Annotated in this window: 12 protein-coding genes; 3 read left to right on the top strand and 9 right to left on the bottom strand. The window is 69.2% G+C overall.

Annotated features, from left to right (window positions below; all coding sequences use genetic code 11):
- Position 1: 1 nt before the first annotated feature.
- Positions 2–2,407, top strand: coding sequence for a fimbria/pilus outer membrane usher protein (locus tag QPK31_RS09485; RefSeq protein ID WP_290422687.1), 2,406 nt, complete (start codon positions 2–4; stop codon positions 2,405–2,407).
- The gene (locus QPK31_RS09480; RefSeq protein ID WP_290422686.1) at positions 2,407–3,432 is read left to right on the top strand and encodes a spore coat U domain-containing protein; all 1,026 of its coding nucleotides are present in this window, start codon (positions 2,407–2,409) and stop codon (positions 3,430–3,432) included. Before QPK31_RS09485 ends, QPK31_RS09480 begins: the two co-directional genes overlap by 1 nt.
- Here QPK31_RS09480 and QPK31_RS09475 read toward each other — a convergent pair.
- Positions 3,423–4,667 (bottom strand): M23 family metallopeptidase, encoded by a 1,245-nt coding sequence (locus tag QPK31_RS09475; protein ID WP_290422685.1) that lies wholly within the window; start codon positions 4,665–4,667, stop codon positions 3,423–3,425. The two genes, QPK31_RS09480 and QPK31_RS09475, sit on opposite strands and share 10 nt — an antisense overlap.
- A 54-nt stretch (positions 4,668–4,721) precedes the next feature.
- Here QPK31_RS09475 and QPK31_RS09470 point away from each other — a divergent pair, with 54 nt between their 5' ends.
- The gene (locus tag QPK31_RS09470) at positions 4,722–5,735 is read left to right on the top strand and encodes a GlxA family transcriptional regulator (protein ID WP_290422684.1); all 1,014 of its coding nucleotides are present in this window, start codon (positions 4,722–4,724) and stop codon (positions 5,733–5,735) included.
- A gap of 1 nt (position 5,736) precedes the next feature.
- Here QPK31_RS09470 and QPK31_RS09465 read toward each other — a convergent pair whose 3' ends face one another.
- The 8 genes from QPK31_RS09465 to QPK31_RS09430 form a co-directional block, all read right to left on the bottom strand.
- On the bottom strand, positions 5,737–5,982 hold the full coding sequence (locus QPK31_RS09465; protein ID WP_290422683.1) for a hypothetical protein: 246 nt from the start codon (positions 5,980–5,982) through the stop codon (positions 5,737–5,739).
- A 173-nt stretch (positions 5,983–6,155) separates the two neighbouring features.
- Positions 6,156–7,130, bottom strand: a complete 975-nt coding sequence (locus QPK31_RS09460) for an IS1595 family transposase (protein WP_290422682.1) — start codon at positions 7,128–7,130, stop codon at positions 6,156–6,158.
- Positions 7,131–7,229: 99 nt separating this feature from the next.
- Positions 7,230–7,592: a two-component system response regulator gene (locus tag QPK31_RS09455; RefSeq protein WP_290422681.1), complete on the bottom strand. Its 363-nt coding sequence runs from the start codon at positions 7,590–7,592 to the stop codon at positions 7,230–7,232.
- The gene (locus QPK31_RS09450) at positions 7,585–9,162 is read right to left on the bottom strand and encodes an ATP-binding protein (protein ID WP_290422680.1); all 1,578 of its coding nucleotides are present in this window, start codon (positions 9,160–9,162) and stop codon (positions 7,585–7,587) included. The genes QPK31_RS09455 and QPK31_RS09450 overlap by 8 nt, the downstream gene beginning before the upstream one ends.
- 25 nt (positions 9,163–9,187) lie before the next feature.
- Complete coding sequence (locus tag QPK31_RS09445) at positions 9,188–9,832, bottom strand: response regulator (protein ID WP_290422679.1); 645 nt, start codon at positions 9,830–9,832, stop codon at positions 9,188–9,190.
- Positions 9,833–10,000: 168 nt separating this feature from the next.
- A complete protein-coding gene (locus tag QPK31_RS09440; RefSeq protein ID WP_290422678.1) occupies positions 10,001–12,829 on the bottom strand; it encodes a PAS domain S-box protein in 2,829 nt (942 codons plus the stop codon).
- A 97-nt stretch (positions 12,830–12,926) separates the two neighbouring features.
- Complete coding sequence (locus tag QPK31_RS09435; RefSeq protein ID WP_290422677.1) at positions 12,927–14,615, bottom strand: hypothetical protein; 1,689 nt, start codon at positions 14,613–14,615, stop codon at positions 12,927–12,929.
- Positions 14,616–14,625: 10 nt separating this feature from the next.
- A complete protein-coding gene (locus QPK31_RS09430; RefSeq protein WP_290422676.1) occupies positions 14,626–19,434 on the bottom strand; it encodes an SdrD B-like domain-containing protein in 4,809 nt (1,602 codons plus the stop codon).
- Between the last annotated feature and the right edge of the window lie 47 nt (positions 19,435–19,481).

The raw sequence follows: 19,481 nt of genomic DNA, 5'->3' as shown, positions 1-19,481 counted from the left end.
GATGAAGCGAGGCGGTAACCGCGCACGCGCGCTGCTGTCCTGCGCGTTCCCGGCGCTTGCCATGGCGCTTGCCATGGCGTTTGCCCTGGCTGCGGCCTTGCCGCTGCCGGCACGCGCACAGGCGGGCGCGCCCGCAGCCAACCTTCCCGCCAACCCGGCCAACGCGGCCGCCCCGGTCGAGCTCTACCTCGAAGTCACCCTGAACGGCGCCGCCACCGGCGCCGTTGCCCGTTTCACGCGCGGACCGCAAGGCCTGCGCGTCGATGCCGACACCCTGCGCGAACTCGGCCTGGACCCGGCGGCCCTCGGCTTCGGCGACGCGCGCGAGCGCGATCTCGACGCGCTTCCCGGCCTTACCTACAGCTTCGACGCCGCCGCCCAGAGCATCGCCCTGCGCCTGGCCGATGCCCTGCGCACGCCCGTGCGCCTGCAGGCGCGCAACGCCCGGCCGGTCGGGGCGGGCAGCGCCAGTCCCGGCATGCTGCTCAACTACGATGTGTACGCCCAGCTCGGCGCCAACGCGCGCACCTCGATGCTGCACGAGCTGCGCTGGTTCGACGAACGCGGGGCGCTCAGCAGCACCGGCGTGGTCGGCCTGAGCGGCGGCGGGCGCCGCTACCTGCGCCACGACACCTCCTGGAGCTGGGCCGACCCGGTGGCCCTGACCTCGCTCCAGGTGGGCGACCTGATCACGCGCTCGCTCAGCTGGTCGCGCTCGCTGCGCATCGGCGGCATCGAGTGGCGCAAGAATTTCGACCTGCGCCCCGACCTGGTGACCTACCCGATGGCCCGGATCGCCGGCTCGGCCGTGGTGCCGAGCAGCGTCGCCCTGTACGTGAACGGCATGCAGCAGTACAGCTCGACGGTGCCGGATGGCCCCTTCGTGCTCGACCAGGTGGCCGGCCTGAACGGCGCCGGCCAGGCCACCGTGGTCACGCGCGACAGCCTGGGGCGCGAAGTCGCCACCTCGGTGCCGCTGTATGTCGACACCCGCTTGCTGGCGCCCGGCCTGTCCGACTACGCCGTCGCTTTCGGCCTGCCGCGGCGCGACTATGGCCTGCGCTCGTTCAGCTATGCCGCGCGCCCGGCGCTGACCGGCTCGCTGCGCCATGGCGTCAACGACGCGCTGACGCTGGAAGCGCATGCGGAAGCCGGCGCCGGCGTGGCGAATGCCGGCGCCGGCGCCCTGGTCCGGCTCGGGCACGCCGGCGTGCTGCATGGCGCCCTGGCCGCCAGCGGCGGCGATGGGCGCGGCGTCCAGGCCACGCTCGGCTACCAGTATCTGTCGCCGCGCTTGTCGTTCGACGTGCAGAGCACCCGCGCCAGCGCCGGCTACGCCGACCTCGGCACCCGCGAAGGCGTGCCGGTGAGCCGCGTCGACGACCGCATCACCGCGAATTTCTCGCCCTCGGCCGGGCAATCGGTGAGCGCCAGCCTGGTCGCCTACCGCCTGGCCGGCGGCGCGCCTGGGCAAACCACCTCGCGCATCGCCTCGCTGGCCTGGTCGATGCGCCTGGGCGAGGGCGCCTACCTGGGCGTGAACGCCTACCAGGACCTCGGGCTGGCGTCGGCGCGCGGGGTCTCGGCCTCGCTCAGCTTCAGCCTGCCGGGCCGGATCGGCGCCAGCGTCGGCGGCGGGCGCCGTGGCGGCGATCCGACCTGGAACGTGGGCCTGAACCGCTCGGCCGATTTCGCCGGCGGCTTCGGCTGGAACGTGCAAAGCGCCAGCCAGGCCGGCCAGCGCTACGGCCAGGCGCAACTCCAATACCTCGGCAATGCCGGCCAGGTGGGCGTGCTGGTGCAGGACAGCGGCGCCGCCGTCACGACCGCCCTGAACGCCACCGGCGCCCTGGTCGCCATGGATGGCGCGCTGCTGCCGGCGCGCCAGGTGGGGCGCGCCTTTGCGCTGGTGTCGGCCGGGGTGGCGGACGTGCCGGTGCTGCAGGAAAACCGCGTCATCGGCCGCACCGACCGCCACGGCCGCCTGCTGGTGCCCGACCTGGTGCCGTACGCGGCCAACCAGCTGGCGATCGACGCCAGCGACCTGCCGCTCGACGTGCGCGTGCGCGCCACCAGCGTCGAGATCGCGCCGCGCCTGCTGTCGGGCGTGGTGGCCGGCTTCACCCTCGAGCGCTACCAGGCGGCCAGCGTCACCGTGCACGATGCCCAGGGCCGGCCGGTCGCCCTGGGCACGGCGGTGGAAGTGGACGGCGGCGCCGCCACCATCGTCGGCCACGACGGCGTGGTCTTCGTCGAGAACGCGGGCGCCGACAACCGCCTCGTGCTGCGCGCACGGGACGGCGCATGCGAAGTAAAGTTCCGCTATCCGGCCGCAGCCGCGGCTGCGGCCAGCGGCATGGCAAGCATCGGGCCGCTGACCTGCGTGCCCATCAAGGGAGGAAAGTAATGTCGTATAAGTCGAGGTGCAAGCGCCTGATGCGGGTAGTGGCCCTGGCGGCCGTGTTCTGGCTGATGGGAGCGGGCGCGGCGCGCGCCGACAGCTGCAGCGGCACCATGACCGACATCGTGTTCGCCAACGTCAGCCCGATCGCGGGCGCCGACAGCTACGCCAGCGGCACCCTGACGGTCAGCTGCACCTGGGGCCTGTTGACCGGGATCCCGCCGCAACTGCTGTTCCCGAATGCGTCGATCTGCGTCAACCTCGGCCTCGGGACCGGCGGCGTCCAGGGCCAGTGGCGCACCATGACCGGCGGCACCGGGCGCCTGCCGTTCAACCTCTACCGCGACAGCAGCTACGCCGCCGCGTCGGTCTGGGGCAGCCCCAGCACGCCAGGCAGCCCGACCGGCCTGAACCTCAACATGAGCGCCGGCCTGCTGTCGCTCGGAACCCAGACGGCGACCTTCACCATCTACGGCAAGATTCCCGGGAATGCGCTGGGCGGCGTCGGCACGGTAGGCAACGTCGACACCGTGTTTTCCAGCGACTTTTCCGGCGAAGCCATCATCAACTATGCGTTCTGGAGCCTGGTGTCCTCGCCCTGCACGGCCGGCGCCAGCGCCACGGTGCCGTTCCGCGTGCGCGCCACGGTCATCAACAACTGCGTGATCAACGCCTCGAACCTGGCCTTCGGCGCCAGCACTGTGTTGACCGGCACCGTGCGCGCCAATGCGGCGCTGTCGGTGCAGTGCACGGCCAACAACGCCTATCGCATCAGCCTGAACGGCGGCTTGAACGGCACCGTCGCCGCGCGCCGCATGCGCAACCCCAGCACGGGCGAAATGGTGCTGTATGCGATCTCGGGCACGCCCGACGGCCCGGTCTGGGGCGACGGCAGCCTGGGTACCAGCATGGTGACCGGCACCGGGACCGGCGCCGTGCAGAGCGTGCCGATCTTCGGCAGCGTGCCGAAGCAGACCACGCCGTCGCCGGGGGACTACAAGGACACGGTCACCGCGACGATCTACTTCTGAGCGGCGCCATCGGGGCCGAAGTCGAGCACGACATCGCCCATCGGATACGCGTCGCGGCGCGTTTCCCACGCGCCGCCGGCGGCCTTGACCCGGTAATGGCCGAACACGAAGGGCAGGCCTTCGCTCGCCATCGCATCGGCCCGGTCCGTCACCTGGAAGTGCAGGTGCGGCCAGCGGGCGTCGCCCGAATTGCCGATGCGCGCCAGCGGCTGGCCGCGCCGCACGCGCTGGCCCGGCTTGACCGACACGCTGCCCGGCTGCAGGTGGTAATAGGCGGCGAACCGGCCATTGCCCAGGTCGAGGACGACCTGGTTGCCGCCGATGCTGTCCAGTGTCACCAGGCGCGCCGGCGTGAAGCCGGCCCCGGTTTTCGGGACGTTGTCGGGGAAGCCGTCGCGCGCGTCCACCACAAGACCATCGGCCACGGCCAGCACCTTCTGGCCATAGGCGTAATAGGCGCGCACGTCGCGCGGGTCCCCGGCATACGCCTTGCCATCCTTGTCGTATTTTTTCCAGTCGAGCGCATAGCGGCGCGAAATCCGCGCTTCGCCATCGACCACCCACAGGCCCATGCGGTGATGCGATGCCAGGCTCGGATTGTTGCCGGGCGTCCAGTCCGGCCCCACAAGGGGGCGGCCGAGGCGCGGCAGGGGCGTTTGCCGGACAGGAACCGCAGGGCCATCCGCCTGCGCCGTATCGAGCAGGATCCGATGCCTGAGCCTGGCAGGCACCCGCGCGCTCGCATCGAAGGCCAGGCACAGGAAGGCGACCGCCCCCTGGCCGACGCCGAGGCGCCGGATCTCCGCCGCATCGTCGCCGATCGTTACCTGGCGCAGGCGTTCACGCAGCGCGGCGCCATCCAGCACGGCCAGCGGGGCAGCGTCCGGGCGGTCGGCGTCGCGCACCTCGACGCCGCGCACCGTCATGGCCTCCGTGGTGAAATTCTGCAGGTGCAGTTCGTAGAGCAGGTAGTTGCGCCCCGCGTCCGGCAAGACGGCCGGCGCCAGCGGCGTGCGCACTTGCAGCTGGACCGGCGGGAAGACCGGGGCAGGTTCGGTGCGCTCGGCGGGGGCCGGGTTGGCGTCGGCCATCTGGCAGCCGGGTGGCAGCGGCGCCTGGGCGGCGGCCCGGTTCGCCAGGGCGGAGAACAGGAAAATGGCGGCGGCAATGCTCGCAAGGCGGGTGCAGGACAGGTTCGGCATCGGTTGATCGCAGGTCGACAAGGGAGCCGCCATCGTAGTTGGGGGATGCTTGACAGAAATGTCAGCCTTGCATGAATATCTGCCAATATGAACCGATCCGCCTCGTCCACCCGGCCCCATGGCGCCGCCGCCATCGACATTTGCATCCTGGTCTTCCCCGGCTTCCTGCTGCTCGACGCCACCGGCCCGGCCCAGGTGTTCTCGAGCGCAAACGACGAAGCGCGTGACGCCGGGCTGGCGCCGCCTTACCGCATGCGCCTGGTCGCAGCCGGCGGAGGTGTGGTCGCCTCGTCTTCAGGCATCAGTCTGCTGGCGGAGGCCTTGCCCCCGATCGGCCTGGAAGGTGCGACGCTGATCGTCTCGGGTGGACGGGTCGATGACTTGCCCTCCGCCGCCGAAGCGGCCGGCCGCGCCGCCCTGGACTGGGTCGCGCAGGCTGGCGCGGCGGCGGGGCGTTGCTGGTCGGTGTGCACGGGGAGTTTCGTGCTGGCGCGCGCCGGTTTGCTGGCGGGGCGCCGCGCGGTCACGCACTGGGCCGACGTCGACGCCCTGCGCGCCGAGCAGCCGGCGCTCCATGTGCTGGACGACGCACTGCACGTCAGGGATGGCAAGTTCCGTACCTCGGCAGGCATCAGCGCCGGCATGGACCTGGCGCTGAGCCTGGTCGAGGAAGACCTGGGACGCGAGGCCGCGCTGGCGGTGGCCAAGCGCATGGTGCTGTTCCTGAAGCGGCCGGGCGGACAGCGCCAGTTCAGCTCGGAATTGCTGGCGCAATCGCCGGCGCCGGGCGTCAGCGCCCGGCTGACCGCCTGGCTGCGCCCGCGCCTGGCCCGGCAGATCGATATCGGCCAGATGGCAAGCGCCTGTGCGCTGTCGGAGCGTTCGCTGTACCGGAAGCTGGGGGCGGAAGTCGGCCTGACGCCGGCGCAGCTGCTGGCCCGGCTGCGCCTGGAGCGCGCCTGCCTGCTGCTGGAACAGCCGGGCGCCCTGGTAAAACAGGTGGCGCGTCAAAGCGGCCATGGGAGCGAATACAACCTGCGCCGGGCATTCGTGGCGCAACTGGGCGTGCTGCCGAGCGAATACCAGTCGCGCTTCGGCTGACTCAGAAGTAGATGGTCCAGGCGCCGTCCGGCGCCTGCGGGCTTTGCTGCACGCCCGCGTCGATGCGGCCGAGGCGGTAGGGGCGGTCGTGCGAGCACGATACAGTCGGGGTAGTCGCCTGCGCACTGACGGTGCAGGCTTCGGTGAGCACGAAGCTGACCTGCATGGACGCGTTGGCCGTACCCGCCTGCGCGGGAAGCGCGAGCAGGGCCAGCAACAGGGCGCCAGGGATCAGGGAACGGCTCATGGAATGGGGGTGCTTGTTTCGGTTTCTACAGATATTGCTGTAAATCAATTGCAAGACGATGATACACGAAATTTGCCTGGCGGTGGTTGCAAGCAAAGAATAGGGCGACGTTGGCCGATCTTGGTATCGTTTTTATCGATTTTAGGCCTTGCAGGCAAATATCGTTGGCGCTGTCACCGTTCGCTATGGATGAGCCCAATTGCAAGGCGAAACAATTGATCGGCAGACGTCACTTTTCCGCCATCGAGCATCCGGCGCCAGCCCAGGTAGTTCGGCAGCCAGCGCGACGCCACGCTGTGGAAGGGCGCCAGCCACTCGCGCAAACGCTGGTGATAGGCGTTTACGTTCTGCACGTGGATGGCGCCGTTGGGGTGCGGGCGGACACGCTTGCCGGCGCTGACATTCACGGCTTGGTGCGCGATACCGTGGGCGCGGGCGAAAGCCCGATAAGCCGCGTTCGCGTCTGTCACAAGCAAGACGTCCTTGTCCAAAAACGGCAGCAGGTGGCGCTCCAGCTGGACTTTGCTGACGGGGCCGCGGCCGGTGACGGCATCGATGGTCTGCTTGTTGCGGTCGCGCGCGACGAGGATGCAGTCGAGCTCGCGTGAAATGCCGCGCCTGCCGGCGCCGCCGCCGCGCCTGCGCGCCGGCCGGTCGAGCTTGCGCGACCCTTTTTGCGATTCCAGGATGAACATTTCGTCGGCCTCGGCGATACCGTTCAGGCAACCCGGGCGGTCTTCCTTCACCCGATCCAGGAAGCGATGGCGCCAGCGGAAGGCGGTGTTACGGTGCACCTTGACAGTGTCCGCCGCCGCGCGCACCGGGCGCGACGCAAGCAGCGCATCGAGATAGCCTAGCCATTTCCCGCGCAGTCGCAGGCGCGCCAGCGGGGTGCCGGTCAAGTCGTTGAAGGTGCGCCGGCATGAGAAGCAGCGGTAGCGCTGCAGGTCGTTTGCGTGGCCGTGCCGGTGCCAGCGTTCGCACTGGCAATGCGGGCAGCGGCGGCCGGCCGCCCTGCATTGTGCGATCAGCGCCAGGACCTGGTGCAGCCCGGCAGCCGGCCGCAAGGCGTCGAGGACGCGCAGCCGCTGTGGCCCGTTCAGTGCGGGCAAGGCCGCAAACCACTTCGTGAAGCGCGGTGCTTTCATGGTCGACCCGTATCGATGGCGAGACGGGTTGGACCACGAATGAACTCAACAGTTCACTGCTCATCCATAGCTAACGGTGACAGCGCCATATCGTTTGCATCAAGCCAGCAGCGCCGCCACCGCGGTCTGCAGGTCGCGTGGGGCAAAGGGCTTGGCCATGTAGTCGTCGGCGCCGGCCGCCTTGCCGGCGGCGATGTCGGCTTCCTGGACAAACGCCGACAGCAGCAGGATGCGGATGTCGCGCGTGCCTGGGTCGGCCTTCAGCGCGCTACAGATCTCCAGGCCGTTCTCGTGGCCGAGCGAGACGTCGAGCACGATCACGCGCGGGCGCTCGGCGGCGATGCGCTCGCGCATTTCCTGGCTGGAGCCGGCCACGGCCACCTTGCCCACGGTTTGCAGGGTCAGGCGGATCAGGAGGCGCAGTTCGGGCTGGTCGTCGACGACAAGGATGGCTTCAGGCATGGGGAATCTCGGCCGCGGCCGGCAAGGTGATGGTGATGTCGGTACCGCGGCCCAGGGTCGAGCCGACCTCGATGCTGCCGTTGTGCAGGGCGATGGTCTCGCGGAAGATGGCCAGGCCCAGGCCGGTGCTGTCCGGCTTGGCGCCGGGCTGGGCGCGCCAGAAGGCCTCGAACATGCTGGCTTGCTGCTCGGCGCTCATGCCGATGCCGGTGTCGCTGACGCGCAGCAGCACGGTGCCGACGGCCGCGTCCGGGCCGCGCCAGGCGCGCACCGTGATCGGGCTGTCCGGCGCCGAGTAGGTGATGCTGTTGTCCAGCACATGGACCAGCGCCGCGCACAGCTTGTGGGCGTCGGCGGCAACCGGCGGCAGCCCGGCGCCGAGGTCGAGCGCGATGCGCCCGTTCTGGCCGCGATGCTCGACCGATTTCAGCGCCTGGGCCACGATCGTCTCGATGCGCTGCGGCCCCAGCTGCAGCGCCGCCGGGCCGCCGGCTTCCAGGCGCGCCAGTTCCAGCACCTGGGTCACCAGGGCCGACAGGTGGGTGGCCTGGCGGTGCACGATGTCGAGCAGTTCGCGCGCGGTGGCGGCGTCGAAATCGCGCTTGAGCAGCAGGTCGGAAAAGCCGAGGATGCTGGCCAGCGGCGTGCGCAGTTCGTGCGAGGCCATCTTGAAGAAGGTGCCGCGGGGTTCGCCGGCGGCGCGGATGCGGCGCGCATTTTCGAGCTGGGCCGCATTGTCGCGCGCGATCGCGGCGTAGCGGCGGTAGCCGCCCAGGTGCATCACGCTGGTCGAGATCTCGAGCGGGAAGGTGTGTCCGTCCAGGCGCCGGCCGGTGCCTTCGCGCGTGCAGACCTGGCCTTCGGGCAGGCAGCGCACCAGGTCGGGCACGGCTTCCACCAGCAGGCTTTGCAGGCTGCGCCCCACCAGCTGGTCGGCGGGAGCGCCGAACATGCGCTCGGCCGCCGGGTTCACCGACAGCACCTTGGCCGCGTCGTCGAGCATCAGCACGCTTTCGGGCAGGTGGTCGAGCAGGGCGCGCAGCCAGGTTTCGCTCTCGCGCTGCCGGCGCAGCGCAAGCCGCAGTTCACGCGACGCGAATTCGTTGGCCACGACGGCGCCGAGGTCGCGCAGCAGAGCGCATTCGGCTTCGCTGAAGCGGCGTGGCGCATGGTCCAGCAGGCAAAGCGTGCCGACCACGCTGCCATCAGGTGCCGCGACGGGCTGGGCGGCGTAGAAGCGCAGGTTGTGCGGGCCGGTCACATACGGGTTGTCGGCGAAACGCCAGTCCGCGCCCGCATCCTCGATCACGAACACGCCATCCTGCAGGATGGCGTGCGCGCAGAACGAGGTGCGGCGCGGTATCTCCTGCTCGGCCACGCCAAGATGCGACTTGAACCAGACGCGCTGGGCGTCGACTAGCCCAACCGAGGCGATCGGCACCTCGAACAGGCGCGAGGCGAGTCGCGTGATACGCTCGAAACATTCATCCGGGCCGGTGTCGAGCAGCTGCAGGTCGAGCAGGACCTGCAGGCGGCGCTCTTCGTCGGGTGGCAGTGTCGGTTCCAGCATGGCGGTCGGCGGCGTCGGGTCGGTGTCAGGCCACGCCGGCCCGCACGTCCAGCGCATCCTCGACGGCGGCGCGCAGCTGGGCGAACGGCACCGGTTTCGGGAACACCGGGATGTCGGCGGGCAGGCCCATCGAGGCGATGGTGGCGCGGTCCAGGCCGCTGACGACGATGATCGCCATCTGGCCATAGCCGGCGTCGCCGCGCAGGGTGCGGATCATGCGGAAGCCGTCCATGCCGGGCATGCTCAGGTCGCTAACCAGCAGGTCGGGGCGCTGTTCGCCGATGCGGATCAGGGCCTCGAAGCCGTCGTGGGCCTTGACCACGTCGAGCGGCAGGTCCCAGCCCTGGAGTTCCAGTTCGTACAGGCGCAGCAGGGTGCGGTCGTCGTCGACCAGCAGCACCTTCTTGCGGCGGGACTTTTCCGGTTCCGGCAGGGCGGCCGGCGCGGCCGGGGCCGTCGCCTCGTGACGTTCGTTGACCAGCTTGTTGACCGAGGCCATGGTGATGCGGCGGTGGCCGCCGGCGGTCTTCCAGGCCTGCAGGGTGCCGTTCTCGACCCACAGCTGGACGGTGCGGTGCGAGACGCCCAGCAGGCGTGCGGCGTCTTTGGTGGAACAGAACTCGGCGGCGTTATAGGCCGGGTCGCGGACTTCTTCTTCAGGTTTCAGCATAAATAAGGATTCTTGGGGCCGCCGGGTCTTCTGTCAAGACGACGCGGTGGCCCTGTTGCGGCGCATGTGCCAGGGGCGCAAACGCGTAGGGCATCATGCTACCACTAGCGGCCATAGAGCTGCCTCTACCGTGGTTGGCGTGCGTGCGGGGAAACGGAACGGCAGCGGTCACGGCGCGGCCCCGATGCCGTCGATGACGGCAACCAGGGCGCGCAGGTCGACCGGTTTCACAAAATGGTGGTCGAAACCGGCGCTGCGCGAGAGCACGCGGTCGTGCGCCTGGCCATAGCCGGTCAGCGCCAGGTAGAGGGCCGGACGGCCGGCCTGCAGGGCGCGCAGCCGCCGCACCAGTTCGTAGCCGTCGATGTCGGGCAGGCCGATGTCGAGCACGAAGATTTGCGGCCAGTCCTGCTGCGCCATGGCCAGCGCCTCGTGCGGGGAGGCGGCGCTCGCCACCACGTGGCCGAAGGCGCGCAATACCTCGGTCAGCGAGGCGGCGGCATCCAGGTTGTCGTCGACGATCAGGATGCGCGCGCGGCCGCTGGCGCCCGGTATCGCCGGGGAGCCGGCCTGGGCCTGTGCCAGGGCCGCGTCTTCGCGCTGCGCCAGCGGCAGCGTCACGCTGAACACGCTGCCCTGGCCCAGGCCCGCGCTCTCGGCGCGCACGCTGCCGCCGTGCAGCTGCACCAGGCTTTTCACCAGCGCCAGGCCCAGGCCGAGGCCGCCCTGGGAGCGGTCCGGGGTGCGCTCGGCCTGGGTGAAGAGGTCGAACACCTGGGGCAGCACGTCGGGGGCGATGCCGATGCCGTTGTCGCGCACCGAGATCGTCACCTGGCCTTCGCTGCGCGCCACCTGCAGCGCGATGCGCCCGCCCTGCGGCGTGTACTTGGCGGCGTTGTTCAGCAAATTCGACAGCACCTGCACCAGGCGCGTGCGATCGCCGTCGATCCGGCCGCCGGCGTCGAGCTGGAGTTCCAGCGTGTGGCCGCGCGCCTCGATCAAGGGGCGCGCCTGTTCCACCGCGCCCGCCACCACGGCGCCGACGTCGACCAGCGCGCGGTCGAGCTGCACCAGGCCGCGCGTGACGCGCGACACGTCCAGCAGGTCATCCACCAGCTCGGTCATGTGGCGCACCTGGCGCGCGATGATCTCGCTCGACTGGCGCAGGCGCCGTTCGTCCAGCCCCGGCATGCCGAGCAGCTGGGCCGCGTTGCTGATCGGCGCCAGCGGGTTGCGCAGCTCGTGCGCCAGCATCGCCAGGAATTCGTCCTTGCGGCGTGCCTGGGCGCGCAGCTCGGCTTCGCCGGTCTTTTGCGCGTGGATGTCGGTCAGGGTGCCCATCCAGTCGGTGACCTTGCCGTGCGCGTCGGCGAAGGGCAGGGCGCGGCTCAGCACCCAGCGGTATTCGCCGCCCTGGTGGCGCAGGCGGTGCTCGAACTCGAAGGGCACGCCGGCGTCGCGGCTGCGCTGCCAGTTGGCGTGCAGGGCCTCGCGGTCGTCGGGATGGACGGCGCCGCGCCAGGCGCCTGCCTGCAATGCATCCGCATCAAGCCCGGTGAAGTCCTGCCAGCGCTCGTTGAAATAATAGACGCCGCTGTCGACGTGGGTGGCCCACACCATTTGCGGGATCACGTTGGCGATGGCGCGGAAACGCCCCTCGCTTTCCTTCAGCGCCTTCTCGGCCGCCACCTGCGGCGTGATGTCCATGTGGGCGGCGACCGCGCCGGCGATCTCGCCATTGGCGTCGCGCAGCACGGCGGCGCGTACCATCACCGTGCGCCGCAGCCCTGGAATATCGAAGGGCTCGATCTCGAACACGCCGGCGTCCTGCTCGCGCCCGGCCAGCACGCGCGCCACCGGCCAGTCGCCGCCAGCCAGCGGTTCGCCGGCGCGCGGGCCGTCGATATACCAGCCGCGCCACTCGCCGTATTCATCGGCCGACTGGCTTTGCGGATAATTGCCCCAGATCGCATTGTTGGCGGCGTTCGCGACCAGCAGCTTGCCGTCGCGGTCGACATAGAAGATGCCGACCGGGGCGGCGTCGAGCAGGGCGTCGAGACGGCGCCGGTCTTCCTCGGCGCGCGCCTCGCTGGCGCGCAGCGCTTCGGCTTGCGCCTTGCGTTCGCTGATGTCGACCGCGATGCCGGCGAAGCGCCGCCGCATTCGGCCATCCGCGCCCGCCGCATCGGCGAACACCTTGCCGCGCGCATTCACCCAGACGTCGATGCCGGAGCGCTGCGGAATGCGGTACTCGATGTCGTACAGGGTCTCGCTGCGGATCGCGTGTTCGATGGCGGCCAGCACGCGCGGCCGGTCGTCGGGGTGGATCATGTCGGTGAAGCGGTTCAGCTCCGTGCCTTCGCGCGCCAGCGCCGCCTCGACCTGGAACAGGCGCGCGAAGCGCTCGTCGACGTGGGTGGCGAGGGTATCGAGGTCGTAGCTCCAGGTCCCGATATTGCCCGAGGCCTCGAGCGACAGCGCCAGGCGTTCCTCGGCTTCCTTGTGGCGCGCCAGCACCCGCACCTTGTCGGTGACTTCCATCACGGTGCAGATCACGCCGCGCACAGCGCCGGTCTCGTCGCGCAGGGGGCTGTACGAGAACGTAAACCAGGCCTGCTCCTCGTAGCCGTGGCGCGTCAGCGTGACCTGATAGTTTTCGAAGAAAAAGGATTCGCCGCCGAGTACGCGGCGCATATACGGCGCGAGTTCGGGCCAGACTTCGTGCCAGACCTCGGAGTGGGGGCGGCCCAGGGCGGTGTCGGCCTTGTTGCCGAGCATTGGCACATAGGCGTCGTTGAAGAACAGGGTCAGGCCTTCGCCCCAGGCGAGGAAAGTCGGAAAGGCCGAGCCGAGCACGATGCCCAGGCCCGTGCGCAGCGCTGGCGCCCAGCCCGAGACCGGACCCAGGGCATGGCCGGACCAGTCGCGCGCGCGGATGCGTTCACCCATCGCGCCGCCGTTGTCCAGGAACGCATGCTCGCCGGTAGTCCTGTCCACGCTTGTCCTCGATGCGAAAACTTGCATTGTACACATATGAAGCGGCGCCACCCGCTCCGGGTGACGCCGCCACGCCCTTGTCATGGCATGTGAGCCGCTACTGGACCACGACCTTCAGGCGCACGCTGCCCTTGGCCCCCGGCTGCAGGCTGCCCGTGAAGCGCCACTCGACCGGGCCGCTTTCGCCCGGCTTCGGCTGCACCGCGATCGCGCAGGTGGTCAGGTCGGCCGGCATCGTGCCGCACTCGGCGCCGGCAAAGGTGGTGAATGCCGGCGTGTTGTCGGTCACCGTCAGGCCCGACAGCGTCGTGGTGCCGGTGTTTTCGAACGCGACTTCGTAGGTAATAGTGCTGCCGGGCACGGCATTCGCTTTGTCAGCGGTCTTGGTCAGCATGAAGCTGTCGCAGGACTGGCAGATGCCGTTCACCGTCACCGTCATCTCGCCCAGGCCGATGCCCAGCAGCTTGAGCAACGGATCGGCGATCCCGGTCAGCACCGGGGTCAGGACCGGCGACAGGGTGTCGGCCACCAGCGCTTTCAGCACCGGCTGCAGCAGGCCGTCGAGCAGGCGGGTCACCGGGATCAGCACGATGTCGAGCAGGCCGCTGGTGAGGATGGTGGTGCGCAGCGACAGATTGCCGACCAGGCTATTGGTCAGGCCGGTCACGAAGGCAGCGCTGGTGCTCACGGTACGCGTTTGCGGGAAGCTGCCCGACATGGTCACGCTGGACGCGAAGGGCGCCTGGCCGCGCGCCGTGCTCTTGATCTCGAGTGCGACACGGACGCCGTTCAGCACCAGTTCGCCGATCTGGCCGTAGCCGACGTCGGCGGCGGAGAGGGTACGGGTGCGGTTGAAGAACACGCTGTCCGGAATGCTGCCGAGATAGATGTCGCCCACGCCCGGCGCGACCTGCAGGGTGACGGCTTTCGCCACGGCGTCGACCGCCGACAGGCTGCCTTCGCCGCGCGCCGCTTCCACGTACACGTCGAGCTTGCTGATCGCAACCGATGCACTGGTTACGCCGGCCACCGCTTTCAGGGTATCGGTCACCGGGCTCAGGGTCACCAGGTCGAGCTTGAGCTTGAGCCGAACTGCGGCGGTGTGGAATTGCGCGCCGGTCGGCCCGCACACATACACCGGCGGCTCGATCACTTGCGCGTACAGCTGCAGGTTGTTGACCAGGCCCGCCATGCCCAGCGCGCCGCCGGAAATGCCGACCGGGGTGGGGGTGGTGAGCATGTTGCGGTGGTTGTACAGCTGGATCAAGCCGGTCAGCATGTCGAGCGAGTTGATGGCGGTGCCGGCCAGGGCGCCGGCATCGGTGCTCACTTTCAGCAGGTCGCCTACGCGCACGCTGGCGCCGGTGTTGGCGAGCACCGGCTGCAAACGGCCCAGCACGCCGGACAGGCTGGTCTTCGCATCAAGCTGGGCCGCGACGTTCAGGGCCGCGGCCACCTGGGCCAGCGTGACCGTGGTGCCGAGCGCCTGGGTCGGGCTCGACACGTTCGCCTGCACTTTGAGGGCGTTGAGGAAGTCGAGCAGCTTGACGTCGCCGCCGGCGAGGGCGTTCCAGTCGGCCACGCTGAGATTCAGGCTGGTGCCGAGCAGGCCGCCAAGCAGTGGATTGAGCAGGGCGCTTTGCGTGCTGTCGACACTGGCCAGGCGCGGGCCGGCCGAGATGCAGGCGCCGGCCACGCAGGCGGCTTGCGCCGGCAGCACGGCCAGCAGGGCGCAGGCGAGGAAGAGGGCGCGCAGCCAGGTGAAACGGTTCGTCAGGAAGGTCATCGTCGTTACCTTAGTTGAATGCGTTCATCATGCCCTCGAGGGCGCGTTCGTCGAACTTCATGCGCAGGCGCAGGTACACGCCCTTGCTGGTGGCATCGGCCCCGGCCAGGTCGCGTTCCTTGAAGCCCAGGAAGTTATAGCCGGCCGAGACCCACATGTTCTTTTGCAGCTGGTAGCCGGCTTCCAGGCCCAGGCCGTACTGGCGGCCGCTGCCTTCGCCATTGAACAGCACCTGGGCAACCGCGCCGACGTCCCAGTCGCGCTTGATTTCATGGGTCACGCGGGCGGCCAGCAGGTGGGCGGTGCCGCGCGTATCCAGGCCGCTCGAACGGTCGCGCACCAGCTTGCCGGCGTAGCGGCCGCTGAACACGGTCTCGCGGGTGGGCTGCCAGTTGCCGGCCACCGACACGGCGTGCACGGCGCGCTTGAGGTCGGCCGGGCCGTTGTCGGACTCGAGCTTGAACTCGTACTTTGCCAGGGCGTTCAGGCCCAGGGTGCCCGGCGCGCGGTAAGCGACGCCGCTTTGCAGCAGTTCGTTGACGCGCTCGCTGTCGGTGGTGCGGCTGCGGTTGGCAGCATACGTGTTCTTGCCCAGGAAGGTGAACTCGTCGCTCAGTTTATACGCCAGGCCCAGGGTGTTCAGCACGGCGTCGCTGTCTTCGCCATGGCGCACTTCCAGGCGCGCATTGCCGCGCCACAGCGGGTTGCGCGTGATGTCGATGGCGCCGGCGGCGGCGATCGATTCATTGGTGGCCGGGCCGCTCAGCACGCGCACACGCTCGAAGCTGGTGCTGGCGCGCACGCCGTCGGCGATCGTCCACAGGTTGCGCAGGCCCATTGCCGCTTCCGCTTCCTTCGAACCGATGGCCGAACCGCGGGCACGGTATTCCGAGAAGGCGCGGCCATCCTTCATGTATTCCGAATCCATGCCGAACACGGTGGCGTTGCGTTCCTGGCCTTCGTTCAGGGCGTAGTTCGAGCCCAGGCTGCTGATCAGCTCGTGGCGGCCGTAGATGCGGCTGCCACCGGCCAGGCGGTAGTCGCCGCCCAGGGCGACCATGCGGCGGCCGCTGTCCTTGATATCCTGCTCGGCTTCCAGCGAGACGCTGGCCTGCGGCAGGCCCGGGATCTGGCTGCTCACCTTGGCGCGCACGCTGGTCAGGTCCGGTTGCACCAGGGTGGTGCCTTCGGCCGCGGTTTCCTTCGAGTGGCGCACGCCGCCTTCGACGCGCACGCCGTTCTTGAAGGCATAGCCGGCGCCGAGCTGGACGCCGTCGCGCGCGGCGCCGGTGACCAGGTCTTCGGTATGCAGGGCTTCGGCGTCCAGGCGCACCTGTTCGGTCAGCTTGTAGCTGGCGCGCAGGCCCGCTTCCATGCGGCCTTTCGGCAGGATGGCCGACTGGTTGTCGAAGTATTCGCTGGTACGCACGGCGTACAGGCGGCTTTCCAGCTTGCCGTCGACGCGGGTGGCGTCGATGCGCGCGGCGGTGCCGTCGTGCAGCTGCTTGTTCATCTGCGCGGCTTCGACGATGACGGTGGTCTTGTCGTCCGGCTTGACGGTAGCGTTCACGCTGGTCAGGGTCTGCTGGGCGATCGGGTTGCGGTCGTTGACGTAGCTGCCGCCAACTTCGATCATCTTGTTCAGCTTGTACTGGGCGGCGACGCCGCCAACCCAGAACTGCGGCGCACCCTGGTCGACTTCATAGCTGATGCGCACCGACACCGGGTTCAGGTCGGCATCCAGGCTGGCCACCGGACCGCGGAACAGGATGCGGCCGGTCAGCGGCTCGATATCGTAGTCGACGTAGCGCACCTGGGTCGTGCTCGACAGCACGATCCCGTTCTGGTTGCGGTCGCGCACGACGATCTCGACGCGTTCGCTGTTCAGCACCATCAGGGCGCTGCCGGTGAGGTAGGGACCCGAGGTGCCGTTGGCGGCAATTTCTTCCACCATCTGACGGGTGCTGTCGCGGCTGGCGAAGCTGTCCACGGTCAGGCCGCCGTCTTCGTAGTGATGGCGCAGGCCGGTCAGGCTGCGGTTGTAGGCGCCCAGGTTGCGCGCCGGGGTGGTGCCGGGCGGGGTCATGTCGCCGTACAGCAGCCAGGATTTATTGCGGTCGGCGCGCAGGTAGCCGCGGCTGGTCGACTGCGCTTCGAAACCGCGCTCGGCGTTGTCGCCGACGGTCGGGTAGAAGGCGACCGGGTCGACGTCGCGGAACAGCTTTTCTTCTTTTTCCTTGCTCGAATCGTAGGACAGGGTCAGCAGCGTGTCGCCGGCAACGGTGCCCTTCATGAAGACTGCGGCGCGCGCGCCGAGTTCGGCGTCGGTGTTGCCGGCCTTGCCGGAGACGCTGCGCAGCTGGTCTTCGAACGCGTCGAACGAGCGGTTCGGGTTGCTGGTGTTGCCGCGGATGTTGTTCAGGCTGACGGCGCCTTCGATCACGCCGGCGGCGACCAGCGGGCGCAGGTCCGGCACGAACGAGACCGGGGCTTCGGCCTTCACCGCGCCGCTGGCGGCGATCACTTTGGCTTCAGCCGCTGCGGTCGGGGCGCGCAGGGCGAATTCCGCCTGGCCGCCTTCGACAAAGACTTGCAGGCCCGCTTCGCGCGGGTCGAGGTCGGCCTGCAGCCAGGCGCCGTGGGTCGCGTCCAGGGTGACCGGGGTGCGTTGCAGCACCGGCACGCCTTGCGCGTCTTCCAGGTGCACGACCACGCTGGCGGCGGCGCGGCCGTCGGCGGCGACCTTGGCTTGCGGCACGTCGATGCGCAGCTTGGCCAGGGCGCCCGGCACGATCACGTCCACGCGGCTGCTGCCACGGGCGTTGCCGAAGCTGTCGTTCTGGCGCAGTTCCAGGGTGTTCTTGCCGGCGCGCAGGGCGACGCCGACGTAGTCCCAGCTTTCCAGCTGGCGCTCGGCGACCTTGTTGCGCTGGCCGATATGGGTATCCGCCACGGCTTCGCCGTTCACCACCAGGGCGAAACGGGCGCCCAGCGCGCCCTTGACGCGCACGGTGGCCTGGCTCGAGGCCAGCACGGCGCCGTCCTTCAGATCGACGAAGCCGAGGGTGTTGTCGAGCTGGGCGACGTCGATTTTAGCGGCCTTGGCAGCGGTAGCCGGCGCCTTTTGCACGCTGGCGTCGACGATCTTGTTGTCGGCCTTGATGGCGGCGCGGCGCAGGGCGATCTCGCGGCGCAGGGCGTCGCTGCAGCCGGCCAGGGCGAAATCGGCCTTGGCCAGTTCGCCATCCTTGGCATCGACGAAGCGGCTGCCGGCGTCGCCCGCATTGCGCTGCGACAGCACCGACAGGGTCGCGCCCTGCGGCAGGGTCGATGGATCGACCTTGGCGACGTGGGTGCGTGGGCGGGTTTCCAGGAAGCTGTACTTGCCGTCGATGTCGGTACGGGCAAAGGCGCCGTCTTCCAGGTAGAGGCGCACGCCCGGCACGCCCGGCTCGTCGCCATCCTGCACGCCATTGGCGTTGCAGTCGGCAAAGACTTTACCCAGGATCACGCCTTTTTCGGTGAATACGCCGGCCTCGACCTTGACCTTGGCGGCCGCGACCACGCTGGCCAGGGCCAGCGGCGCGGCGCTGGTGGCGCTGGCGCGGTTGATGCCGTCGCCTTGCAGCGCGCCGGCGCCGAGGCGCACGCGGTAGCGCAGGGTCACGCTGCCGCTCGCCGGCACGGCGCCGATGTCGAATTGCAGGGCGGTGGCGGCGCCGGCCTTTGGATCGGCGGCCTTGGCGCCGTCGAGGCGCACGCTGCCAGGGACCAGGGCGAAGCCGGCCGGCAGCACGTCATCGACCTTCACGCCCACCAGGGCTTGCTCGGCGGTGTTGTGGACGACGACCGTGTAGTCGACGAAGTCGCCGATCTCGGCAATGGCGCGCGAGGCGTTCTTTTCCAGGTACAGCGTGCCCGGCACGGCGTCGAGCGGGATGTCGATGGTGACCACGCCGCTGGCGGCGCTGACGGTGAAGCTGCCGCCGAAGGAACCGTACAGGTTGATTTCGCGGCCTTCTGGCAGCAGGCCCGGAGCGACCTTCGACGGGAAAGTGTAATTGGTAGGGGAGGTGACGGCCAGGCGATACAGGCTCGGCGCGACCAGCGGGAAGTGGTAGTGGCCGTCGGCGTCGGTGACGACGGTGCTCGGTACGCGGGTTTCGCCGTCGACGTCGAACACGATCGCGGCTTCGCCCGGACGGCCGCCGTTGCCGTCGCCGGTCACGTCGATCAGGGTCACGGTGGCGCCGGCCAGCGGCTGGTTGGTCTTGCTGTCGAACACGATACCGACCGGGTCGACCAGGATCGAGGCGAACGCGGTCTTGCTGCCGCAGCTCTCGATGGTGGCCATCAGGGTGTCGTCGGCCATGACGTCAAGGGCGCCGTTGCTGGCGCTGACGTCGCTCATCGTCGACGCTTCGCTGGTCGTCACTTTCGAGGTGATGTGGAACACGGCGCTGTCGACATCGGTTTCGTCGGCCAGGTAGCTTTGCGTGTCGCCGGTCTTTTTCGACGCGATGTTCAGGGTAATCGTGTCGATCTTGTTCGGGTCGGTGTCGCAGGCCGGCGCGACCGCTTCGACGAACAGCGCGCGGCCATAGGTCGTGGCCATGGCCGGGGTGCTGTAGTTTGCGTTGGTGAAATATCGGATGGTTTCCGGCTGCATCGCACGCACGACGTTCGACTGCAGGTTTACATTCTTGCCTTGCGGATCGGCAAAGCCGACGCTGGCCTGGTTGCGGATCGCCGCATGGGCGCCGCTGCACAGGAACAGCAGGGTGAACAGGGAGATCAGGAAACGCAGACGATTTTTCATGGCGGCAAACTCAGGAATTCGGGCGTAGAGATCCCTATCCGCCGCCA

The sequence above is a fragment of the Massilia sp. YIM B02769 genome (genome assembly GCF_030411995.1).
GTDB lineage: Bacteria > Pseudomonadota > Gammaproteobacteria > Burkholderiales > Burkholderiaceae_D > Telluria.
The sequence above is the reverse complement of the archived record's forward strand: the minus strand, read 5'-3'. Positions and strand labels throughout refer to the sequence as shown.